Origin of the sequence: Streptomyces sp. WM6386, assembly GCF_000972385.1 — a bacterium.
In the GTDB taxonomy this organism is placed as follows: domain Bacteria; phylum Actinomycetota; class Actinomycetes; order Streptomycetales; family Streptomycetaceae; genus Streptomyces.
On sequence record NZ_JXTE01000013.1, the window covers coordinates 124,548 to 143,905 of the forward strand.

Here is a 19,358-nt window from a genome sequence, read left to right on the forward strand (position 1 = left end):
GGCCACCTGCTCGCCGCCGCCGGTACCGGACATGAATCGAGAGGCGTGAACCGCGCTCGGGTGACACGCTTCGGGTGACCTGATCCCAAGTGCGGCTCGGGCGCGGGTGGTTCGAGTGTGGGGGATGGGTGCGGGGCGAGGAGCATGCGGTCTGGGAGCGGGATGTCCCGGTCAGGTTTCTGCTGGTTCAGGAGGACGCGGACGGCGAGGAGCGGTACTGGGGACGGTGTGCCGGTGTCGAGGGCCTGTTCGTCGACAAGGTACCGCCGCCGCGTGAGGTACTGACGCTGCGGGGCTGCACGCCCGAAGGCCCCTTGCGGGACGCCTTGTTGTCGGACGGCACGGGCACCGGGCTGCTGGGTGACCTGTGCGTCGAGGTCCGGGACGAGGAACAGCCGCTGCAGTGGTGGACCCTGGTCGACACCGTCGTCCTGGCACACCGGCCCCACCGGAGCGATCCGGCACTGGTGGATGTCGTCGTGGGCGCGGGCGTCGAAGAGGAACACGCCTGGGAGCACACGCGGCCGGCCCAGCCGGTGTTCAAGGTGTTCGCGGGGACCACCGCGGGTACCACGCCCGCCGGGCAGTGCCTGGACGTGGAGGGGCTGTTCGCCTCCCGCTGCGGCCGGGGGCCGGTGCCGATGCACCTCGTCGGCTGCGAGCCCGCCGAGCCGCTGCGTACGGTGCTGAGTCGACGGCGTAAGGGGGACAGGGACAGGGACAGGGTGGGGCTGTGGGCGCTGGACCGCCACGGCCGGGTGATGCACCGCCACGACGTCCATCTGCGTATCGAGAAGGCGCGCCCGTCCGTGCTCGGCACCGACCTCCTCGACATCACGCTCACCGACGGCGGCGACCAGCGCCCGCTGGTGGCCCGTCCGATCTGGGAGACCTGGTACCGGGGAGTCCCGTCGGTCCGTGATCAATGGGCTCCGTACACGGCCGAGGGCCGGTACGAGTGGCTCGAACTCACGGCCTCCGGTGTCGGCGAGCGGCGCCCCGACCGCTCCGGTGGCGTCCACCGTCTCGACGGCAGGTTCGTCACCGACGAGCCGGGCCTGCACTGTGCGATGGCCGAGGCGCTGGTGGGTCCGGGCCGCTACTTCGGGCGGGAGTGGAACGCGTTCAGGGACTGCCTGGGCGGTGGCTTCGGCATAGCCGCGCCCTTCACCCTGATCTGGCACGACTCCCACATCGCACGGCAGGCCTTCGCCGGCGACGTGTCCGGGGAGGGGCTCACCTACTTCGAGGCGATCGTCCAACTCCTCGAACGCCGTGGCGCCACGGTCGAGCTCCACTAGAACGGGCGCCCTTCGGAGCGGGACCCGCTCAGTCCTCGCCCACGACGGTCAGGTCGTCCCCCAGGGCCGTGGCGATCTGCGCGGCGCGCGCGTGGTCGTCCAGACGGCGGGTCAGGTACGCGCAGGCATGTCCGTGCCGCAGTGACCACCACGCGGCGGAACCGCCGATGCCGCCCTTGGCGATCTTCCCCTTGTCCCGGATGAGGCCGAGCGTCCAGGTGATGCGGGTGCCGAACACTTCGTCGTGGCCGGTGACCTGGGAGGTGAGGAGCTCTGAGTGCAGCCGCGGGCCCAGGAGTTGACGTACGGGTCCGTCGTCGTCGGTGAGGCGGGAGAAGAAGGCCGCCGTCGAGGTGGCCGTCGTCTGGAGGTTGGCCGCGCCGAACACCGACTGGCGCCAGGCCCGGGAGTTGGTCCGCTCCGTGTCCAGGGCACCGTGGGGGATCCGCAGCCAGGGCGCGGCGGGCAGTTGCTCCGGCCAGTCGGGGTGCGCGTACTCGAGGTCGGCGACGCGGTCCAACGCTTCGTCCGGTACGCCGAACCAGGCGTCGAGGTCCAGTGCCGGCCGCACGACGTCGTTGAACATCGCCCCGAGCGTGGTGTCGGCGGCCGCGCGCAGGATGCCGTCGACGAGATGGCCGTACGTCAGGGCGTGTTCGCCGAGCGAGGTGCCCGGGACGTACTCCGGTGCCGCCCGCGCCAGGCTGTCCCGCAGCCCGGCGTCGTCCAGCAGGTCGAGGTCCGCGGCCCCGGCGGGGAAGCGCGGCAGGCCCGCCCGGTGGGTGAGGATCTGGCGGAGGGTGGTCGCCTCCTTGCCGTTGCTCCCGTACGCCTTCCAGTACGTGCCGACGGGCTCGTCCAGCGCCACCACGCCCTCGCGCACCGCCACCAGCGCCGCGAGCGTGACGAAGGTCTTCGACAGCGAGTACGGCATGACCAGCGTGTCAGCCCGCCACGGCCGGCTCCGCCCGGCATCGGCCCACCCCGCGCTCAGCCGCGCCACCTCCCGCCCGTCCCGCCAGACCGACAGCCCGGCCCCGGTCTCCGCCCCGTCGTCCACGAGCTGCTGAAAGACCCGCCGCACCTCGTCGTACCCGTCCTCGGCGAAGCCTTCGACGCCGGCAGGGTTCTCGGACATGGCGTTCACCCTCCTTGTGCCGTGGGGAGTTCCTCTGGGCGGAACATACCCCGGGAGGGTATATGGGACAAGGGTCGGGGCGCTCACCCTTGGTCGTCGTCGACACCCCTCTCAGGCCCCACTCGTCGAGGCCGGAGTAGATCAACGCCGACGCCACGACGCGGTCTATCTCCTCCGCGGGGATGCCGAGCTCGAGCCACGCCTGGCGGTGTTGCTCCCTCGGTTGGACGTCGACCTTGACGCAGTGGGTGCCGATGAAATCGCGGGCCCGCAGGGTCAGTCCTTTGGGTACCTTGCCGGAGAGGTTCAGATTCACCGGGCGGACACTACCGGGGGCTGTCAGTGATCCTGCTTGCTCCCCGTACGGCCCACGCGCGGGCTTTCAGGGCGATCGTGCCGTCGGCCCCCGCCGGCACTCGGTCGCGCAGTGTCTGGCGCAGCCGTTCCCGGGTGGCCGGTGAGAGGGTGGCGACGTAACCGGGGGCGGGCCCCTGGCCGGACAGGAACGGGGACCACAGGTCGTCGAAGTGGGGGAAGAGGGTGGTGATGTCGATCGGTGCGACCGTCACCCGGGTCAGCCCGGCCTTGTCCCACAGATCGCGCAGTGCGGTGGGACCGCAGAGCGGGAAGCGGCGGCTCTCGTCGTGGGCGGCCGCCGATGGATCCACGGTTGTCGCCGCACTCCAGAAGTGGCGCAGGAACTCCATGCCCTCGGCGTAGTCCCACACATAGGCGGCGACCAGGCCGCCGGGCCGCACCGCGCGTGTCGCCTCGGCGAGCGCGACGCCGGGCGTGGCGAGGAAGTTGAGGACCAGTCCGCTGACGGCCACGTCGAAGACCGCGTCCCGCACCGGCAGGGCCTGGGCGTCCGCTACCGCGAAACGTGCCGGTTCGGGGGTCGAGGCGCGGGCCGTGGGCACGAACCCGGCGGACCCGTCCAGCCCGAGCAGTGTCCGGGGGCGGCAGCGGACCGCCACCGTGGAGGTCAGGGCGCCCGAGCCGCATCCGATGTCCAGCCATCGTGCGTGGGGCGGGCAGGGGAGCCATGCCACGAACGCGTCGGCCACGAGTCGGCTCCAGCGGCCCATGTACCGCTCGTACGCGTCCCCGGCCGCCCATACGTCGAAGCGTCGTTCGGTCACCCCTCAACCTTGCACCGGCTTCACCGGCGATCGCAGGCGGAGGGCTCAGGTGCGGGAGGCGTGAGGGCTCGCGGACGGGAGTCCCTTCGAGCCGTGCGCGCGGGCCGTCCCAGGACCACGCCGGCCAGCACGAGCGCCAGCCCGCACAGTTGCCGGCCCGTCATCGCCTCGCCTGCGACGGCCGTGCCGAGCAGCACACCCGTCACCGGGTTGAGCAGCCCGATCAGCCCCACGGTCGCCGCGGGCAGATGGCGCAGTCCGGCGAACCAGACAGTGAAGGCCAGCGCGGTGGCGACCAGGGAGACGTAGCCGAAGGCGAGGAGTGCCGACGGGGAGAGCGCGGGCGGTGGCCCCTCCACAGCCGCGGCGACCGGCAGCAGGAACACCGCTCCGGCGGTGAGTTGCCAGGCGGTGGAGGCGAGCACGTCCGTACCGGCGTTCCACCGCTTGGTCAGGATGTGGCCGAAGGCCGACACCAGCATCGCCCCCGCCGAGGCGAGGACGCCCGGCACGTTCACCCCGCCCTCCCCGGTGAGCAGCATCAGGCACACCCCGCCGAGCCCGACCGCCGCACCGGTCAGGTGCGCGAGGCCGGGCCGCTCGGCGACCAGGGGCCAGGCGATGAGCATCATCGTCAGCGGGGACATCGCCATGACGGTCGAGGCGATGCTCGTCGGAAGCAACTGGGAAGCGACGTAGACGAGCACGAAGAACACGCTCACATTGAGCAGCCCCAGCACCACCGACCGCCACCACCACGCGCCGCGCGGCAGCTTCCGGCACAGCGCGAGCAGGACGAGCCCGGCGGGCAGTGCCCGCAGAGTGGCCCCGTACAGCGGGCTGTCCGCGGGGAGGTACTCGTGCGTGACGAAGTAGTTGGTCCCCCAGGCCACCGGCGCGACCGCGGTCAGCGCCACCCAGCGTGCATTGGCTTCCATGGAAGCCAATATAGCTTCCCGGGAAGGTATTGTGACCGCATGGAACAACCCGACCGCGTGGCCCGCATCCAGGCCGACTGGCGTCGTGAACGGCCCGACGTCGACGTCACCCCGCAAGGAGTGATCGGCCGGCTGCACCGTCTGGCCGGCCGGCTCACCGAGGAGCTCTGCCTCGTCTACGGCGACTACGGCCTGAGCGAGGGGGAGTTCGACGTCCTGTGCGCCCTGCGCCGCGTCGGCGAGCCCTACGAACGGGCACCCGGTGAGCTCGCCGCCCACACCATGGTCACCACCGGCGCGATGACGAAGCGGATCGACCGCCTGGAGCGCGCCGGACTCGTCACCCGCCGACGCGCCGACGACGACCAGCGGGGCCGGATCGTCGCCCTGACCAGGCCCGGCCGCGAACTGATCGACCGGGCCTTCACCGAGCACATGCGCAACGAACGCCGGCTCCTGGACCTGCTGACACCCACCGAGGCCGGGACCCTCGAAACGCTCCTCACGACCTGGCTGGCCCGCGTGGAATCCGCCGGAGGCCAGGAGGGCGCGCGCACCGACTGATGCCGGAGCAGCCGCACGCCGCTCAGACCGTGACGACCAACTTGCCCCGCGGATGCCCCTTCTCCAGGTGGCGTACGGCGTCGGCCGCCTCGGCCAGGGGGTAGGCGCGGTCGATGACCGGAGTGATCGCGCCCGTCTCGACGAGGGCCTTGAGCGTGAGGAGGTCCTGCTGCCGGGTGGCGGCGAACACCGGTCGCAGGCGCTGGCCCACGAAGGCGGAGAGGACCAGACCGCGGACCCACCGGTCCAGGCCGCCGAGCAGGGGGCCGGCGTCCTCGCCGCCGACGAAGACGGCGGTGCCGCGCGGGGCGAGGATACGGCGCAGCCGGGTCAGGGAGCGGTTACCGGCGGCGTCGACGATCAGGTCGTAGCGGACGGGCCGGTCGGTGATGTCCTCCTGGGTGTAGTCGATGACGTCGGTGGCGCCGAGCGAGCGGACCAGGTCGCCCGCGGTGGTGCCGCAGACGCCGGTGACCTGGGCGCCGTAGTGCGCCGCGAGCTGGACGGCGTACGTCCCCACCCCGCCCGACGCGCCGATGACGAGGACCTTCTGCCCTGGTCGGGGGCGCGCCACGGCGAGGGCCTGGAGGGCGGTTACGCCGGAGACGGGCAGGACGGCGGCCTGCTCGAAGGAGAGGCTTGCCGGCTTGGCGGCCAGCTGTTCGGCCTTGCCGCGCGCGTACTCGGCGAAGGAGCCGTCGCACTGGCCGAAGACCTCGTCGCCGGGCTTGAAGCCGGTCACCTGGGCGCCCACGGCCTCGACCCGTCCGGCCGCGTCCCAGCCGCGCACGGTGTGGGCGGGGCGGCGCAGCCCGAGCTGAGGACTGAGCCGGGCGATGTAGGGCCGTCCGGTCATCAGGTGCCAGACGCTCGGGTCGACGCCGGCGGCCCGCACCTCGACGAGCACCTCGTCGTCGCGGGGCACGGGACGGTCGATGTCCCGCAGGTGCAGTGTGTCGGTGGAGCCGTAGGCGTTCTGGACGATGGCCTTCACAGGGGCTCTCCTTGACCGCCGATTGGTCGGGATTCCCTCGGATCGTCGCGGTGAACCGTGCCGCTGGCCAGTGCCCGGGGTAGGACTGCGTCAGGAGTCGAGGAGAGGGTGGACGCGATGCGCAGGATTCCTGTCCGGGCCGTCCAGGTGATCGGAGTGCTCGCCGCGGTGGTGGTCGCGCTGTGGCTGGCGACGTTGCTCGTCAAGAACTTCTGACGAAGGGCCCCCGCACCGCGAACTGCCGTGGGTGCGAAGGCCCTTGGGAGTGCTGCCGGACTACTGCTGGGCGCCGCCCCGTCGGCGTACGACGAGAACGACCGCCCCGGCCACGAGCAGAACCGCCGCCGCGATACCGATCCACGCGCCCGTGGACAGACCGCTGTCCTCGTCCTGCTCGGTGTCGGCGGCCTGCGGGGTGGGGGAGACGCCGGTCTCTGTGGCGGTGGGTGTCGGGGTCGGGGTCGGCGACGCGCTGGGGGTGGGGCTGACCGTGGTCGCGCCAGGCGCGGCCGCCTTCAGTTCGAGGACCGGGGCCTCGTTGCCGTGCCCGTGTCCGTGCCCGTCGTCGGACTCGCCCAGTTCGATCCAGCGGTCGACCTTGCCGTCGCTGTAGGTCTGGAGCGTCTTGAACACCAGCTCCTTCGCGTCGGGCAGCTGCCGTACGACGACCGAGTGCTCGGCGTCGCCACCGACCTTCACGGCCGGGCCCTTGACGGTGTAACCGTCGTCTGTGGTGGCGAACTTCCAGCCCCCGGGGCCGTCCTCGTACGTCACGTCGGACGGGGTGATGCCCTTGGGCAGGATCACCCGGAGCTGGGTGATGCCGGCGGTGGCCGACTCCGACTCGGCGGTGAAGGTGAGTTCGACGTCCTGGGCGAGCGCCTGTGCGCCGTCGGCCTCGACCTCCACATGGGCGGCGGCCGGAACGGCGGTGAGCAGGACGGCGGTTGCCGCGGCCGCGGTGGCGACGGCGAGGCGGCGGATGGTGCGGGGCATGGGTGTCTCCAGGCAGGAGGGTTCGCCGGGGCGGCCGGAACAGGCTTCCCGGCGGGGTCAGTTGACTTCGGCCGGCCCGGACGCGGGAGGACCGCGCCGTACCACCGCATACGCGAGCACCGGACCGGTGGCCGCGGACCATCCGGTCTCCCTCGGCACGAGAACCGGCGGCCAGAGCCGCACGGCGGTCCGAGGCCGCGTGAACAACGTGCGCGCGGCGGCGACATGGGCGCGCGCCGCGTCGAGCACCGCGGCCACGCCACGCGCGAGGGTCCAGCAGGCCGCGTCCGCGCGGTGCAGCAGCACCGCGACGAGGACGGCGGCCGCGGCGTGGGCCGCCGCCATGGCCACGGAGTCGTACGAGGCCGAGTGGGCGCCCCGCATGTGGTGACCGTGCTGGTGAGCGGGCGGATGTGCGTGCGCGCCGAGTGTCAGCCACAGGTGCAGCCCGGACTGGCCTACGACACTGCAGGCCACGACCGTTCGCATGCGCCGGGGACGGCGTACGCCGACCAGCCCCAGAGCGAAGAGTGCGGCGGCCACGGCCGAGCCCTGCGCCCACGGTACGGCGCCCTCGGCGGCCAGATGGTGGGCGCTCACCCCCAGCACCGTGCCGACGACGGCGAACACCGCGGCCCGCAGGACGGGCAGGGGCGCTGGACGGTGCGCGGCGGGTTGGTGCATGACCTGCTCATCTTCGGCCATGGGTTGCCCGGCGCGCAGGCCGGTCGGCAAATGAGACGGACGCCTCGGACCTGTCAGGGCGTCACAGTCTGAAGACCACGCCGCGCCACGTCCATCCCGCGCCGAGGACCGCCGCGCGCAGCGGATCCTTGAGCTCCGCGGGATCGAAGCGGAACACCTCCGTCTTGTGCATCCGGCCGTCGTCCCCGCGCTCGTACGTCCACTGCCGGCTGACCGCGGAGACCTGCCCGCGCGAGTACTCGCGCGAGATGGCCAGCCTGGGCGTCTCCCCGACCCAGGTGACCTGCCACTGCTCGTCGACCGCCCGCACCTCCTGGTCGTCCGGGACCAGACGCATCCGCGTCCTGAGGGTCGACGTGAGCTGGGAGCGGGCGAAGAAGGTGTGCCAGGCGGGTTCCTCGATCCGCCACTCCGCGACCAGGTCGGCCCGCTCGTCGGGCCGGGCGTGGCGCACGACGTACGGCACGTCGGGCCTGTTGACGGCGAGCAGCGCGGTCCTGACCTCCTCGGCGGAACGCGGTGCGATGCCGATGTCGGGGTGGCGCGTGCCGGTCAGCTTGTCGAAAAGGCCCATCGGGTCAACGTACGGACGGGCAGCGGAGATCGGCAAACCGGCCACCACGTCACCGGCACCGCGCACGCCCATGCCGACCCCTCCGGCAGGGGCCGCACCCGCGCCGACGTACCCACCCCGGTCATCCCCGCCCCCCGCCGAGGCGGTCCTGGAGCACACGGCGAAGGCCTGACGCCGGGCGCGGCGTGCTTCTGATCCCGTCCTGATCCGGAGCGTCCTCCGGAGGCGGGGCCGGAGCGAACGACGCCGCCTCGATTTCGCTACAAGTTCCGAAATCATTCGCGACGGCTCCGTGCATATGGCCGAAATGCATGCCTCGTAGCTTCGTCATCGGGTCCGCCGGACCGAAAACGCTACTTCCCCCTGAAATCCCAGGAGCCCAAGGTGCCCAACCTCTCCAGACGCGGTGCCCTGAAGCTGACCGCCGGCATGGCCGTCCTCGGCACCCTCGGCCTCACCGGCTGCGGACGCGAGGACGGCGCCACCGCCGCGAAGTCCTCCGCCTCGCCCATCGGGGACTCGCCGGCCACCGGCACCGTCACCGTCTGGGCCGCGCAGGGCGACGCCGATGTGCTCGACAAGGTCATCAAGCCGTTCAAGACCGCCAACCCCGACGTCACCGTGAAGCTCACGCTGATCCCGAACGCCGATTACTACACCAAGCTGCAGTCGGCGGTCGCGGCGGGCAAGGGGCCCGACATCGCCCAGTTCTTCCCCGAGTCGCAGGCCCAGTTCCTCGACCCGTCGATCCTCCAGCCGGTGCCGGGCGGCCTCGTCGACCCGAACAGCTTCTTCAAGAGCCTCTGGGACGCGGGTGTCGTCGACGACGTGGCCTACACGGTGCCCTGGTACGCCTACACGTACGCCCTCGTGTACCGCTCCGATCTGGCCAAGAAGGCGGGCGTCGAGGCGCCGGCCACGTGGGACGAGATGGTGCCGTTCTTCAGGGCCCTCCAGAGCGCCGGCGCCAAGCACGGCCTCGCGGCCGACATCGGGTGGGACATCTTCAACGGCCAGGACGTCGCGATGTACGCATGGCAGGCGGGTGGCTCGCTGCTCTCCTCCGGCGGGAAGTGGACACTCGACACCCCGGCGATGATCGACGCGCTCAAGTACAACGCGTCGTTCTTCACCTCGGGCGTCGCCGACACGGCCACGCCCACCTTCCTCGACGCGCAGCCGTACTTCGTCAGCGGGAAGACCGCCACGATGATCACCGGCCCGTGGGTGGTCGGCCAGCTCGACACCGCCGCGAAGAAGGACGGCTGGACCGCGTCCCACGTCGCCACCGCACCCCTGCCGGCCGGGACCTCGGGCAGCGTCTCCTTCTCCGCCGGCGGCAGCTGGGGTGTCCTCGCGGACAGTGGCAACGCGGACGCCTCGTGGAAGCTCGTCCGGCACATGGCGCAGCCGAGCACCCAGATCGCGCAGTACAAGGCGTACAGCTCGCTGCCCGCGGTGGTCTCCGCCTGGGACGACCCCGCGATCAAGGGGCAGCCGCTCCTCGACGCCTTCCTCACGCAGCTCAAGAACACCCGGACGTTCCCGCAGGTCAGCACCTGGCAGCAGGTCGCGACCCGGATCGGCAAGGAGATGGAGGCCGTCGCCAGGGGCACATCGACCGCGGAGAAGGCCGCCGCGGACATCCAGTCGTACGCCGACAGCCTCGGCACGGGTGCGAAGTGAGCCGCCCATGACCACCACCCCTGTCGTGGGCACCCGGCGGCGCGCCCGTCGTACCGCCGTCGCCTGGCTGTTCCTCGCGCCGTTCGCCGTGGTGTTCCTGCTCTACACGGCCATCCCCACCGTCGCCGCGCTCGGCTTCAGCCTCACCGATCTGCGGGGCACGGACCTCAGGCATCCGTTCGCGGTCGACTTCACCGGCCTGGACAACTTCGTCCGGCTGTTCCAGGACGACAGCTTCCTGCGCGACATCCTGAACACCGCCCTGTTCGTGGCCGTCGGCGTGCCGCTGACCATGCTGATCGGCTTCGCCCTGGCCGTGGCGCTGAACTCCGGCATCCGCCGCCTGCGCGGCACCTTCCGCACGCTCTTCTTCGCGCCGGTCGTCACCAACGTCGTGGCGGTCGCCCTGATCTGGCAGTACGCCTTCTACGCCGACGGCACCGTCAACAGAGGGCTCGGCGCCGTCGGCCTCGCCGGACCGAACTGGCTGGACGACCCGAACCTCGCCATGCCCGTGGTCATCCTGCTCGGCATCTGGCGCAACTTCGGCACCGCGATGGTGCTGTTCCTCGCCGGTCTGCAGGCCGTCCCGGACGACGTGTACGAGGCCGCCTCCCTCGACGGGGCGGGAAAGTGGCGGCAGTTGAGGCACATCACCGTTCCGCTGCTGCTGCCCACCACCTTGATGGTGTCGGTGCTGCTGACCGTCTTCTACCTCCAGGTCTTCGACGAGCCCTACCTGCTCACGGACGGCGGCCCGCTCGGCTCCACCGAGTCCGTGGCGCTGTACACCTACCACCAGTTCGGCGCCGGCGAGTTCGGGATGTCCTCGGCCGCGTCCTTCGTGATGCTCGTCCTGGTGGCCCTGGTGAGTCTTGTCCAGTTCCGACTGCTGAGGCCCCGCACATGACCGCTCTCGCCGCGTCGCGGAACACGTCAACCACCATCGACCGTCTCGCCCCGCGCCGCCGGCCCGTGGCCCGACCACTGCTGTACGGCGCGCTGGTGCTGTGCGCGCTGCTCACGACGCTGCCCTTCTTCTGGGTGGTCAGCGGCTCGCTGCGAAGTCTCGACGAGATCCGCTCCGACCCCGGCGCCTGGCTCCCGCAGCACGTCACCTTCGACAACTTCCTGCGGCTGTTCCGCACCGAGGGTTTCGGTCAGTTCATGGTCAACAGCGTCGTCGTCGCGACCATCGTCGTGGTCGGCAACATCGTCGCGGCGTCGGCCGCCGGATACGCGCTCGCCAAGCTCGACTTCGCGGGCAAGAGGCTCGCGTTCGGCGCGGTCATGGCGGCGATGATGGTGCCGTTCACCGCGGTGTTCGTCACCCAGTTCGTGATCACCGTCGACCTCGGTCTCGCGGACACCCTCACCGGGATCGCCCTGCCCGGCGTGGCGATGCCGCTGTCCGTCTTCATCATGCGGCAGTACGCGATGTCGATCCCCGACGAACTCCTCGAAGCGGCCCGGATCGACGGCGCGGGCGAGTTCCGGATCTTCTTCCGGATCTTCCTCCCGCTGTCCGGCCCCGCCGTCGCGACGATCACGATCATGTCGTTCCTCGCCTCGTGGAACAACTTCATCTGGCCGCTCATCGTCGCCCAGAGCATGGACACCTACACCCTCCCGGTGGGCCTCGCCGCCACCAGCCAGGCGGCCGCCAACGTCAAGGACTACGGCCTGCTCCTCGCCGGTGCGATCGTCGTGATGCTGCCGGTGCTGCTGCTCTTCCTGTTCCTCCAGCGCTACTTCGTACAGGGCATCTCGGGAACGGGAATGCGGTGAGCGTGATGAACTCCCTCGACGCGCCGGGCGAGCCGGTCACCGTGCACGCTCCGGCCGGCACGATCACCGGTCGCCGCCACCGTCAGGTACGCCGCTTCCTCGGCATCCCCTACGCCGAACCGCCCACCGGTGCACGGCGGTTCGCCGCACCCGTCCCACGCGGTCGGTTCCACGAGCCGTACGACGCGGCCCGGCATGGCCCGACCGCCCAGCGCGTGCCGCTGTTCGCGACGACCACCGTGCCCGAGCCGTCGGTGCCGGGGGACGACGTGCTGAACCTCGGCGTCGTCGCCCCGGCCGCGGACGGTGATCGCGGGCCCTTTCCGGTCATGGTGTGGATCCACGGGGGCGGGTTCCTCGCGGGAAGTCCGGCCAGCCCCTGGTACGACGGCCGCGCCTTCGCCCGCGACGGCGTCGTCTGCGTCACCGTCGGCTACCGGCTCGGCGTCGACGGATTCGCCGTACTGGACGACGTCCCCACCAACCTGGCGTTGCGGGACCTGCTGCTCGCCCTCGACTGGGTGCGCGAGAACATCGCCGCCTTCGGAGGTGATCCGGACCGGGTGACCGTCGCCGGGCAGTCGGCCGGGGGCGCGGCGGTGCTCGCGCTGCTCTCGTCGCCGGCCGGCCGTGGCCGCTTCCAGCGGGCGGTCAGTCTGTCCGGCGGGTTCTTCGAACCACGCGCGGTACGCGCGTTCCTGGGACGGCTCGGGGATCGGCTCGGTGTGCCCGCGACGCGAGCCGGATTCGACACCCGCGGCGTGGCGGACCTCCAGCGGGCCGTCCTGGACCAGCGGGACGAAGGAGGCGACGACACGCTCGTGCTGGGCCCGTTCGTCGGAGACGACATCCTCCCGGTGCCGGTCGCGCAGGGCCTCGCCGTGCACGGGCACGACGTACCTCTGCTGCTCGGCGCGACGGGGGACGAGTTCGACAGCGGCCCGGGTCCCGTGCACGGAGCCCGCGCGGCGGGCACCCGCCGCACCGACACCCTGTTCCGCGCCGCCTGCCCGCGCGCCGCGGCCGCCCGTCGCGCCGCCCGCGCCGGCACCTGGCTGTACTCCTTCGAATGGCCCTCGCCCGTGCTCGGCGGTGCCGCGCACTGCGTCGACATCCCGTACTTCTTCGACGTACTCGACGCGGGCGGGATCGCCGAGGCCCTCGGCACCGACCCGCCCCAGAACCTGGCCACTTCGATGCATGCCGACCTGGTCGCGTTCCTCCACGGCGAGGAACCGGACTGGGCGCGCGCGACCGGGGCGCCCGGCGACCCGGCGCGCGAGTACGGCCGTACCGGTGCACCGCTGGTGGCCGACACCACGGGCGTGTTCGATCCCGTCGTACGGCCGCTGCCCGAGGCGGCGGCGACATGCTGATGTCGGGGATGAACCAGAGCGCCGTGCGACGCGTCAACACCTCGGTCGTCCTGCGTGCGCTGGCGGTGTCGGCGGGGCCGACGACGCTGACCGCGCTGGCCGGTCAGGCCGGTCTGTCCCGCCGTACCATCGAACTCATCCTGGACTCGCTCGTCGAGGCCGGCTGGGTGGCGGAGCTCGACCGGGTCCCGGTCAGCGGCTCTGCGGGGCGCCCCGCCCGGCGGTACGAACTGCGTGCCGAACACGCCCTGTTGGCGGCCGTGTGCCTCACCACCTCGGGCGCGTCCGCGGTCGTCGCGGATGTGCGCGGACGCATTCTCGGCCGGGCCGAGGGGCCGCTGCGCGCCTACCAGGACCCGCAGGCCACGCTCGACGACGCGGCGGCGCTGGTCCTTCGGGCGCTCGACGACGCGGGCGGGTCGTTGGACCGGCTGCGCGCCGGGGCGGTCGCGGGCGGTGGCGCCATCGACGACGAGGGAGTCGTACGGCGGCTGGTGCACACGAAGCACTGGGAGGGCGTGCACCTGCCCGAGGAGCTCGAACGGCGCATCCCGATGCCGTGGTTCGCGGACAACGACACCAACCTCGGTGCGCTCGCGGAGCGTTGGCGGGGCGTGGCCGGCGACCACGACAACGTCGTCTGGGCGATCCTCGGCAACCGCACCGGTCTCGGCATCCTGATACGGGGCGCCGTGCACCGCGGTCTCGACGGCGCGGCGGGCGAGATCGTCGAGGCACGGTCGATACCGACGGCCTCGGTCGAGAACCACCCGGTGGCCTGGCTGAGTTCACCCGAACCGGCACAGCGGGCCGTCGCCCTCGGCCGCTGCGAGGCCGCCAGGGCGGGTGAGGCGTCCGCGCTCGCGGAGGTCGACGAGTTCGTGGAGAACATGGCGTCGATCCTCACCATCCTGTCGTGGACGGTCGCCCCCTCGCTCATCGTGCTCGGCGGCGGTCTGGAGGACGCGGCCGACGTGCTGCTGCCCCGGGTGCGGGAGGCGATGCGCGACGCCCGCGCCCCCGAGATCGAACTGCGCGCCACCGTCCTGGGCCGCGACGCGGCCCTGATCGGCGCCGTGAAACTGGCCCTCGACCGCATGGACACCGAACTGTTCGGCCCGCTCGTCCCGCGCGCTTGACCCACACCCCCACAGCTCGCCCCCCATCCGCACCCGTGGCACGACACATGGAGTCTCACCTTGACCGACACCCCCCGCACCGACGTCCTCGTCGTGGGCAGCGGCATCATGGGATCCGTCGTGGCCCGGCAGCTGCGCGACAGCGATCCGGCGCTGGACATCACCATGGTGGACGGCGGCAGCACGATCGGCGCGGCTCCCGGCCTGCACCTGCACGACCTCGACGACCCGGACCTGTGGGCGCGCTACAACGAACGCGTCGCCACCGGCATCCAGGGTATGTACACCGGCGCCGAGGTGGTGCGCGAGATCGCGGGCAGTCTCGCCGACCTGACGCCCGGCATGTTCCACGCCCTGGCCTTCGGCGAGGACGCCGAGGAGATGCCCCAGGCGGCGCTCGCGTGGAACGCGGGCGGCATGGGCGTCCACTGGACCGCCGCAACCCCCTGGCCCGCCGGGGACGAGGTGTTCGACTTCGGCGACCCGGTCGGCTGGGCGACGGACCTGGACACCGCGCGCCGGATCCTCGCCGTCACGCCCGCCGCGATCGGCCCGACCGAGGTCGGGAGCCGGGTCCTCGACATCCTGCGCCGCCGCTTCGACGGCGGGGGACCGCACGACCGGCGACCACAGCCGATGCCCATGGCCGTCACCCCGACCGCATCGGGCCCCATGCCCCGCACGGCTCCCGGGACGATCTTCCCCACCATCGCGACCGGCGGCGACCCCGCCTTCACCCTGCTGACCGGCACGCTCGTGACCTCCCTCCTCGCCACGGACGACCGGGTCACCGGCGCCCGGCTGCGCCGCGTCGCCGACGGCGCCGAGTCCGAACTCCGCGCCGACACCGTGGTGGTGTGCGCCGATGCCCTGCGCACCCCCCAACTGCTGTTCGCCTCGGGCATACGGCCCCCCGCGCTCGGCCGCCGCCTCAACGAGCACGCATTCATCACCGCCCGCGTCCTGCTCGACCTCGACCGGTTCGGCATCGACCTCGACGCCCTGCCCCTGCCACGCCCCGGCGAGTTCAGCACCGACTCGCTCTGGCTGCCGCACAACGGGTCGGCCCAGCCGTTCCACGGCCAGATCATGAACCGCACGTACGTCGATGACGGCGGCCGCCCCCTCGCCCACTCCGTGGGCCTGTCGCTTTACGCCCCCGTCGAGTCGCGCCCCGAGAACCGGCTGCTGTTCTCCGACACCGAGACCGACCTCGCCGGAATGCCCCGGATCACCGTCGAGTTCGGCTACTCCGACGCCGACCGCACACTGATCGACCGAGCCCTGGCCGAAGTCCGGTCGCTGGCAGAGGAGTTCGGCCCCTTCGACCCGGCGACCGAGAGCGCGCTGCTCCCGCCCGGCTCGTCCCTGCACCAGACCGGCACCGTCCGCTCCGGCACGGCCGACGACGGCACCAGTGTGTGCGACCCGGACGGCAGGGTGTGGGGCTACGACAACCTGTACCTCGCCGGCAACGGCGTCATCCCCACCGCGATGGCCGCCAACGTCACCCTGACCGGCGCGGTGACCGCCATCCGGGCCGCTCGCGCCGTTGCCGTACGCAACACCGCACTCGCCGCCCACTGACAGGAAGTCCCACCGTGATCGACATCGCCAAGCAGTTCCACCTGGCCCTGCCGGACTGGATCGACGAAGAACTGGCCGACGTGCCCGCCGTCGTCCCCGGCCGCGACGAGCGGATGCGCCTGGTCCACCGCCTGGCCGACCGCAACTGGCGCGAGGGCAACGGCGGCCCGTTCGCCGCCCTTGTCGCCGAACGGGACACCGGCCGGATCGTCTCCGTCGGCGTGAACGTCGTCCTTGCCTCCGGCGTCTCCAGCGCTCACGCCGAGGTCCTCGCGCTCGGCCTCGCCCAGACGGCGACCGGAGGCTGGGATCTCGGTGGCGAGGGGCTCCCCGCCCATGAGCTGGTCGTCAACTGGCGTCCCTGCATCCAGTGTTACGGCGCCACCATGTGGTCCGGCGTGCGCGGACTCGTCGTCGCCGGTGAGGGCCCGGAACTGGAGGAGATCACCACCTTCGACGAGGGCCCGCTCGGCGCGGACTGGGCCCAGCAGTTCGCGGCACGCGGCATCGAGGTCGTGGGTGATGTGCTCCGCGCCGAGGCTCTCGCCGTGTTCCGCGCCTACCGCAAGGCCGTCGACGAGGGCGACGGCGTCGTCTACAACGCCCGCGGAGGTGCCGAATGACGACGCCGCGTTTCGCGACCGACATCATCACCTTCTACCACCCGGACTTCTGGCAACTCGCCTCGGCGGACGCCGTACGCGAATGGGCCCTGGCACACCCGGAGCTCTTCTGGGCCCGGGTCATGGACGCCCTGGCCGACGCCGGTGTCACCGGCATCGAGCTGACCTTCGCCCCCGGCGACATCGACTCCGCCCTGCGCGCCTTCGGCAGCGCGGCCGCGTTCCGCGGCGAGCTCGCGGCCCGGGGCCTGTCCGTCGTGAGCGCGTTCATCGCGGGCAGCGACGCCCCCGACTGGCGGCACGGCGACAACCTGCCCGCGATCGTCGCCGACGCCGAACGCCGGGCGGCCTTCCTCGCCGAGGCCGGCGGTGAACTCCTCGTCGCCGGGCTGCCGATGCGGACGACGTACGGGACGCGGCCGCCGTTCTTCGTCGACGCCGCCTACATGACCCGCATGGCCGACATCGCGCATGTCGTCGGCGAGGCCGTCGCCCGGTACGGCGTGAAGCTCGCCTTCCACACCGAGTCCCACAGCACGCTGTGGTACGAGCGGGACATCGACCTGTTCATGACCCTGACCGACCCGCGCTACGTCTGGCTGTGCCCCGACTCCTGCCACATCGCTCTCGGCGGCGGCGACCCGGTGGCCGTCGCCCGCCGCCACGGCCCACGGATCGCGCTGGCCCACTGGAAGGACGCGGTACGCCCGATCGACGTCCACCTCACCATCGACGACACGGTCTACGCCCGACAGCAGCCGTACATGACCGAACTCGGCAACGGCATCGTGGACTGGCCGGGCTGGGCCGCGGCGATGTCCCGCACGCCGGGTGCAGGCACCGTGCTGATCGAGTTGGACGAGGCGGCCGATCCCGTGGCCGCGCTACGGGCGGGAACGGCCGTGGCGAAGGCCGCGTGGAGCGCGAGCGCCTAGCATGGGCAGATGTCCCTGGACCTCTTCGCAGGCATTCCGGTCAGCGACTACACGGTGGCTCTCGCCTGGTACGAACGACTCTTCGGCACCCCACCGGTGTTCTTCCCGAACGACACGGAAGCCGTCTGGGAGCTGGCCGAACACCGCTACATCTACATCGAACACCTTCCCGCCCGCGCCGGCAACGCCCTCCACACCCTCTTCGTCGACGACCTCGACACACGCATCGCGGGCATCGCCGACCGGGGTCTGAAGCCCACGCAGCGCGAGACCTACTCCAACGGCGTCCGCAAGATCACCTACCACGACCCGGACGGCAACGAGATCGGGCTCGGGGGCGGTCCTGCGCCGACGTAGTGCGCGGAGTCCCGCTCTGGGAAAATCAGCGGCATGGGGGAGTCGGAGTCGGAGTCGGACCGCACGACGGGATCGGACCCGGGGCAGGAACAATCGAGCAGACCTTTCCTGACTGCGATCACGGCATTCGGGAGTGCTGTCGCCCTGGCGTTCACGAGTGTCTTCTTCGGGTGGCTGCCGAACCCGTGGGAGGGGGACGACGGGGCCGAGCCAGGACTGGAGGCTCTTTCGTTGTCGGTGGAGGAGGAGGTGCGGGTTCCCGCTGTTCTGGCGGCCGGGGAAAGCAAGGCACCGGGCAAGACCACCACTTTGGGTACTCCGATCCTGCTCACCTTGCGCAACAGGGGTGATCTGACGGCCGTGATCACGGACTTCCGATTCACGGTCGAGCACGTCTACCGGGCGACCGATCCGTGTGGCCGGGAGCTCCCGCCCACAGGGGGTGGGGTCACTGTCACCGGCAGCTTTGATGTGACCTTGCCCGATGAAGGCAGTGAGCTGCTTGTTCGGCCCTTCGAGATCTTGCCCGGTACATCTGAGGCTGTTCAATTCGTACTCGGTGAGCCCGAAAAGGATCCCTACTACGAAAAGGAGCAAGGGGCGACACGTGTCCATGTCGTGGAGGTGTCCTATCGCGAAGGGACGGATGAGCCCTTCCGTGACGCAGGAGCAGTGGCGTTCTTGTCGCCGCCCGAAGCCTCCCGGATATTGCTTCAGTTCGCACAGAAGTTCCCGAAGCTCCGGAAATCCGACCTTGATTGCAGTGGAAAGGTCCGACGGGATCTCGCGCGGGCTGTCGAGGAATCGGACCGTCATGGACGCGATCTGGATGACTACTTGACCCTCCTCAAGGGCATCAAGTGACACCGGCCGGTCCCCGGCCTGGTAAGAGCTCTACGTGAACCCCCAGCAGGCCCTGCCACCCTTCTGGATCTTCTGTGTAGCGTCCAGCCTTGTGTCGAGCGGCGGTCGTGCAACTGCCGTTCTACGCGCGAAGATTCGGCGCCCGCACCGCCTCCCGTCCCCCCACTCCTGGAGGTTCACCGCATGCTCGGCCTCGGCAAGTCCCCCCGCGGATTCACCACCGCCGTCACCGTGTTCGGCCTGCTCGCCACCGGCGCCGCAGTCCAGGTTTCCACCGCCGATCCGGCGGCCGCCGCCACCACGCACCGCGTCCTGTTCGACAACGCGCACGCCGAGACGGCCGGCAACGCCGACTGGATCGTCTCCACCAGCCAGCCCGACCCGACCGGTGAGGACTCCTCGCCCTCCGGCGAGGCGGACTGGACGGGCGCGCTGTCCTCCTGGGGTGTGGCGCTTCAGCAGACCGGCGACTACGCGCTGGACACCCTGCCGTCGGGCGGCAGCCTCACCTACGGCGGCTCCTCGGCGACCGACCTGTCGAACTTCGACACGCTGGTCCTGCCGGAGCCCAACACGCTGTTCACGACCGCCGAGAAGACGGCGATCATGAACTTCGTGAAGAACGGCGGCGGCCTGTTCATGATCTCCGAC

Annotated in this window: 19 protein-coding genes and 1 pseudogene; 13 read left to right on the plus strand and 7 right to left on the minus strand. The window is 71.4% G+C overall.

Features of this window, described 5'->3' with window-relative positions; all coding sequences use genetic code 11:
* Window positions 1-128: 128 nt before the first annotated feature.
* Window positions 129-1,301 carry a barstar family protein gene (locus tag TN53_RS10940; protein WP_046258276.1) on the plus strand — a complete coding sequence of 391 codons (1,173 nt, stop codon included), beginning with the start codon at window positions 129-131 and terminating at the stop codon, window positions 1,299-1,301.
* A gap of 28 nt (window positions 1,302-1,329) precedes the next feature.
* Here the strand turns inward: TN53_RS10940 and TN53_RS10945 are convergent, their stop codons facing one another.
* From TN53_RS10945 to TN53_RS10955, 3 genes are all read right to left on the minus strand, one after another.
* Window positions 1,330-2,439: an EstA family serine hydrolase gene (locus TN53_RS10945; RefSeq protein ID WP_046258277.1), complete on the minus strand. Its 1,110-nt coding sequence runs from the start codon at window positions 2,437-2,439 to the stop codon at window positions 1,330-1,332.
* A gap of 326 nt (window positions 2,440-2,765) precedes the next feature.
* Complete coding sequence (locus TN53_RS10950; protein WP_046258278.1) at window positions 2,766-3,581, minus strand: class I SAM-dependent methyltransferase; 816 nt, start codon at window positions 3,579-3,581, stop codon at window positions 2,766-2,768.
* A 20-nt stretch (window positions 3,582-3,601) separates the two neighbouring features.
* Window positions 3,602-4,519 (minus strand): EamA family transporter, encoded by a 918-nt coding sequence (locus TN53_RS10955; protein WP_046258279.1) that lies wholly within the window; start codon window positions 4,517-4,519, stop codon window positions 3,602-3,604.
* Between the two features lie 39 nt (window positions 4,520-4,558).
* Here TN53_RS10955 and TN53_RS10960 point away from each other — a divergent pair, with 39 nt between their 5' ends.
* A complete protein-coding gene (locus TN53_RS10960) occupies window positions 4,559-5,083 on the plus strand; it encodes a MarR family winged helix-turn-helix transcriptional regulator (RefSeq protein ID WP_046258280.1) in 525 nt (174 codons plus the stop codon).
* 22 nt (window positions 5,084-5,105) lie between these two features.
* On the opposite strand, the gene TN53_RS10965 is transcribed toward TN53_RS10960, so the two are convergent.
* From TN53_RS10965 to TN53_RS10980, 4 genes are all read right to left on the minus strand, one after another.
* A complete protein-coding gene (locus tag TN53_RS10965; protein WP_046258281.1) occupies window positions 5,106-6,077 on the minus strand; it encodes an NAD(P)-dependent alcohol dehydrogenase in 972 nt (323 codons plus the stop codon).
* A 276-nt stretch (window positions 6,078-6,353) separates the two neighbouring features.
* The gene (locus tag TN53_RS10970) at window positions 6,354-7,073 is read right to left on the minus strand and encodes a DUF1775 domain-containing protein (protein WP_046258282.1); all 720 of its coding nucleotides are present in this window, start codon (window positions 7,071-7,073) and stop codon (window positions 6,354-6,356) included.
* A gap of 57 nt (window positions 7,074-7,130) precedes the next feature.
* Complete coding sequence (locus TN53_RS10975) at window positions 7,131-7,757, minus strand: hypothetical protein (RefSeq protein WP_046258283.1); 627 nt, start codon at window positions 7,755-7,757, stop codon at window positions 7,131-7,133.
* Between the two features lie 82 nt (window positions 7,758-7,839).
* Window positions 7,840-8,352: a hypothetical protein gene (locus TN53_RS10980; protein WP_046258331.1), complete on the minus strand. Its 513-nt coding sequence runs from the start codon at window positions 8,350-8,352 to the stop codon at window positions 7,840-7,842.
* A 384-nt stretch (window positions 8,353-8,736) separates the two neighbouring features.
* On the opposite strand from TN53_RS10980, the gene TN53_RS10985 reads away from it, so the two are divergent.
* The 11 genes and pseudogenes from TN53_RS10985 to TN53_RS48210 all read left to right on the plus strand — a co-directional run.
* A complete protein-coding gene (locus TN53_RS10985) occupies window positions 8,737-10,038 on the plus strand; it encodes an extracellular solute-binding protein (RefSeq protein ID WP_052745176.1) in 1,302 nt (433 codons plus the stop codon).
* Window positions 10,039-10,045: 7 nt separating this feature from the next.
* Window positions 10,046-10,948, plus strand: a complete 903-nt coding sequence (locus tag TN53_RS10990; RefSeq protein ID WP_046258284.1) for a carbohydrate ABC transporter permease — start codon at window positions 10,046-10,048, stop codon at window positions 10,946-10,948.
* Window positions 10,945-11,826: a carbohydrate ABC transporter permease gene (locus tag TN53_RS10995; RefSeq protein ID WP_046258285.1), complete on the plus strand. Its 882-nt coding sequence runs from the start codon at window positions 10,945-10,947 to the stop codon at window positions 11,824-11,826. The genes TN53_RS10990 and TN53_RS10995 overlap by 4 nt, the downstream gene beginning before the upstream one ends.
* Before the next feature lie 5 nt (window positions 11,827-11,831).
* The gene (locus TN53_RS11000; RefSeq protein ID WP_095046426.1) at window positions 11,832-13,202 is read left to right on the plus strand and encodes a carboxylesterase family protein; all 1,371 of its coding nucleotides are present in this window, start codon (window positions 11,832-11,834) and stop codon (window positions 13,200-13,202) included.
* The gene (locus TN53_RS11005) at window positions 13,196-14,341 is read left to right on the plus strand and encodes an ROK family transcriptional regulator (RefSeq protein WP_046258286.1); all 1,146 of its coding nucleotides are present in this window, start codon (window positions 13,196-13,198) and stop codon (window positions 14,339-14,341) included. The genes TN53_RS11000 and TN53_RS11005 overlap by 7 nt, the downstream gene beginning before the upstream one ends.
* 60 nt (window positions 14,342-14,401) lie before the next feature.
* Window positions 14,402-15,928: a GMC oxidoreductase gene (locus tag TN53_RS11010; RefSeq protein ID WP_046258287.1), complete on the plus strand. Its 1,527-nt coding sequence runs from the start codon at window positions 14,402-14,404 to the stop codon at window positions 15,926-15,928.
* Window positions 15,929-15,942: 14 nt separating this feature from the next.
* Window positions 15,943-16,551, plus strand: coding sequence for a nucleoside deaminase (locus tag TN53_RS11015; protein WP_046258288.1), 609 nt, complete (start codon window positions 15,943-15,945; stop codon window positions 16,549-16,551).
* Window positions 16,548-17,486 carry a sugar phosphate isomerase/epimerase family protein gene (locus tag TN53_RS11020; RefSeq protein WP_046258289.1) on the plus strand — a complete coding sequence of 313 codons (939 nt, stop codon included), beginning with the start codon at window positions 16,548-16,550 and terminating at the stop codon, window positions 17,484-17,486. The genes TN53_RS11015 and TN53_RS11020 overlap by 4 nt, the downstream gene beginning before the upstream one ends.
* A gap of 9 nt (window positions 17,487-17,495) precedes the next feature.
* On the plus strand, window positions 17,496-17,843 hold the full coding sequence (locus tag TN53_RS11025; protein WP_046258290.1) for a VOC family protein: 348 nt from the start codon (window positions 17,496-17,498) through the stop codon (window positions 17,841-17,843).
* Window positions 17,844-17,876: 33 nt separating this feature from the next.
* On the plus strand, window positions 17,877-18,707 hold the full coding sequence (locus TN53_RS11030; RefSeq protein WP_046258291.1) for a hypothetical protein: 831 nt from the start codon (window positions 17,877-17,879) through the stop codon (window positions 18,705-18,707).
* A gap of 183 nt (window positions 18,708-18,890) precedes the next feature.
* Window positions 18,891-19,358: pseudogene (locus TN53_RS48210) on the plus strand (hydrolase); the annotation flags it as partial.